We start from the raw sequence: 2,554 nt of genomic DNA, 5'->3' as shown, positions 1-2,554 counted from the left end.
AGCCGAGTATCTGGCCAAACAATACGATGACGGCCATACCGCGATTGACCCAATAACGGGGAAATTCAATCCCAATCTTCTGCCCGAACACATTAAGGAAGAGATCAAAGCGCAGACCGGGGCGCTTGCTTCGGTGGTAGGTGCGGCGGGCGGCAGTCTGAACGGCACCAGCGGCACAAACACCAATGCCCTGTTCAATGCGCAAGTAGGGGGCGTGTTGGCGCAGAATGCGGTGGAGAATAATGCCCTAAACCGTTTGGACGGATTCACACCCGGCGAACGAAGCCTGAGAGCCAGAGCAGATAAGATCTACCAAAACAATCCAAAGGGCAAAGACCTTTACATCCGCTCTTACGAAGCCTATGAATTAAAAGCATACTATCTGGCAGCCAAAGAGATTGTTGTAGGCACATGGGAGAGCATACGCCACCCGTGGGACAATACCATTGTTCCATTGGCTGAAGCCGTTTCCAGTCCCGTGCAAACAGTCAACAAAGTTGTGATGTCCTACGAAAACTGGAAAGCGGTTCGCGACGAAGCATATATCAGCGATCCACAACTTGCAGGCAGAATGGACGCAATGTTTGATGCCCGGGTTGGAGCCAATGCAGCATTTATGGTTGTCAGCGGCGGGACGGCATCTGCCATTGTCCGCTCGCCTGCCGCCGCAAAGGTAGTGAAGAGTGCCGGGAATTTAAGCAAAAAAGGCCTGACTTTAGTTTACATAAACGGCAAACTCAAATTCGGGCCAAGCAGTCTGCCGTCTTCGGCATTGAAAGCGCCTGTTCCCATTGTCCGCAAGGCCGAGGCTCCGCCCGGAAAAGCTGTGCCTGTCGGCGAAGCCCGCATTCCCCAAAGCCCCCAAGCGGTAAAAGGAACAACCGTTACCCTGTCGCAGGAACAACGCCTAGCCAACGGAGAGCTGATACCGAAAGGCTCTGTGGTAACGTGGTCGGACAATGCGGTGAAGGTGGTGCGGCCTGATGGGAAAAAGCGGAGATTTAATAGTCGGGATTGGGAACAGAAGGCATTGCCGAAACCGCAACTACCGAAAGATTACAGAGATGACATCAACATAGGGAGAAATAATCCTAGATTTAATCAGCAACGGCATGAAAAAATCGAATCCCACAACCCAAACAGAATAGAGGAGATACGCCAACGTAATGCCGTTTCTTCTGCAGAAAGGCAGGCTGATGCATTAAAAAGGATGCAAACGTCTGGCCGCACCCGCCTGCCTGGGCAGCCACAAAAAGGAAAACCCGGCGCTGCTAGAGAAATGTCCTCTTCAGACAATCCGAATCAAACAGCCGAGGCTTTTGCACGTCGATATTTAGGCAGGAAACCTACACTAATGGAACGAGTCGAAGGTGAAAAATTATACGGAGGTAAATGTGTGGGCTGTTGGAAAGCGCAAATGCCGGACGGAACCTTTGTGGTGTATAGGCCAGCAGGTAATGCTTCTATGACCAAGGGAACTACTGCGTCTGTTGATATTAATAACCCAACATTAAATAACTTAAATATTAATTTAAAAGGCAAGCCAACAGAGTTAAAATTTAAATTCCCTGCTAGATAAGGATGTTTTAATGAATTTAGAGACAGCAGAAAATATTCAATGCGAATTTGAGTATTTAGCATTAGATGGTTATTTTCCAATGCATTTTGCATCGCATGGTCAAGGAAACAAAGATTGGCAATTTGCAGTTGAATTCATATATAGATTATTAATATGTCAATTAGCAACTCTTGAACCTATCAACTTTGAAACGAAAAATGATATTTTAGACTTTTGCCATAATTTAGCAAAACAAAGTCCTTTTAATAATGATAATGAGGTGTGGTATCAGGGGGAAATTGTATTAACAAAAAAAGGGATAGATTTAATAAAGGAATATATTCCAGAGGCGTTTGAAGAGTGGAATGGAAAGAAATTTGAATTAAACATTCCTTTCATTAAAACATTAAAAAATATATTTGTTAATTATGAGGTAGCATGGGATGAGAATAATCCACTATTCCCCATTATATCTTTTAAATATTGAATAAGCGGCATATAGGACAAAAAAGGGGCTAGAAGCCCCTGCAAGCCTTATCCTGCAAGACTTTAAGCGGAGTCGAAGGTTTTGAACACAAAAAATTCCCTTTTTGCTGCCAAAACAAGTCAAAAAGAACGGCAGGCAAACCGGCAGGCAGTGTTAAAATTAATTAATTTTTTCAGAAGGGTAAACTTATGAGAATAAATGAACGACAAGCATCTGCTATTCAGGATGAGACCTTTGCAAAAAAGCTCTTCCCCCGACAGCCGAAATCTAAACAAAGATTTTCGGCTGTTTTTGTTTCAAAGATCCACTAATTCTACTCAAATACCCCCTTAATCCCCTCTTAGATACCTGATAATCAGGTATCCGGGCCACCTTTTAGGCGGCAACAGGCACACTTAGCCTGTTGGCGGCTTTCAACAGGTTCAAACATATCGCCTTCAGATGGCTTTGCGAACTCACTTTGCTCAGTCCGAAGTAGGCTGCCCGGGCATAGCGGAATTTACGGTGCA

At 45.0% G+C, this 2,554-nt stretch carries 2 protein-coding genes and 1 pseudogene; 2 read left to right on the top strand and 1 reads right to left on the bottom strand.

The genetic code is table 11. The annotated features are described in order from the left end of the window. Both HMPREF2606_RS11170 and HMPREF2606_RS00305 read left to right on the top strand, forming a co-directional pair. The coding region (locus HMPREF2606_RS11170; protein ID WP_283122320.1) for a VENN motif pre-toxin domain-containing protein at window positions 1–1,579 on the top strand (1,579 nt) is incomplete at its 5' end. Between the two features lie 10 nt (window positions 1,580–1,589). After that, complete coding sequence (locus HMPREF2606_RS00305) at window positions 1,590–2,045, top strand: hypothetical protein (protein WP_070843107.1); 456 nt, start codon at window positions 1,590–1,592, stop codon at window positions 2,043–2,045. A gap of 375 nt (window positions 2,046–2,420) precedes the next feature. Here HMPREF2606_RS00305 and HMPREF2606_RS10855 read toward each other — a convergent pair. Then, window positions 2,421–2,554 (bottom strand): annotated as a pseudogene (locus HMPREF2606_RS10855) (IS5/IS1182 family transposase); the annotation flags it as partial.

Source organism: Neisseria sp. HMSC070H10 (assembly GCF_001837635.1).
Lineage (GTDB): Bacteria > Pseudomonadota > Gammaproteobacteria > Burkholderiales > Neisseriaceae > Neisseria > Neisseria subflava_A.
Note: the sequence above shows the minus strand (reverse complement) of the source record. Positions and strands in the feature narration are given on the sequence as shown.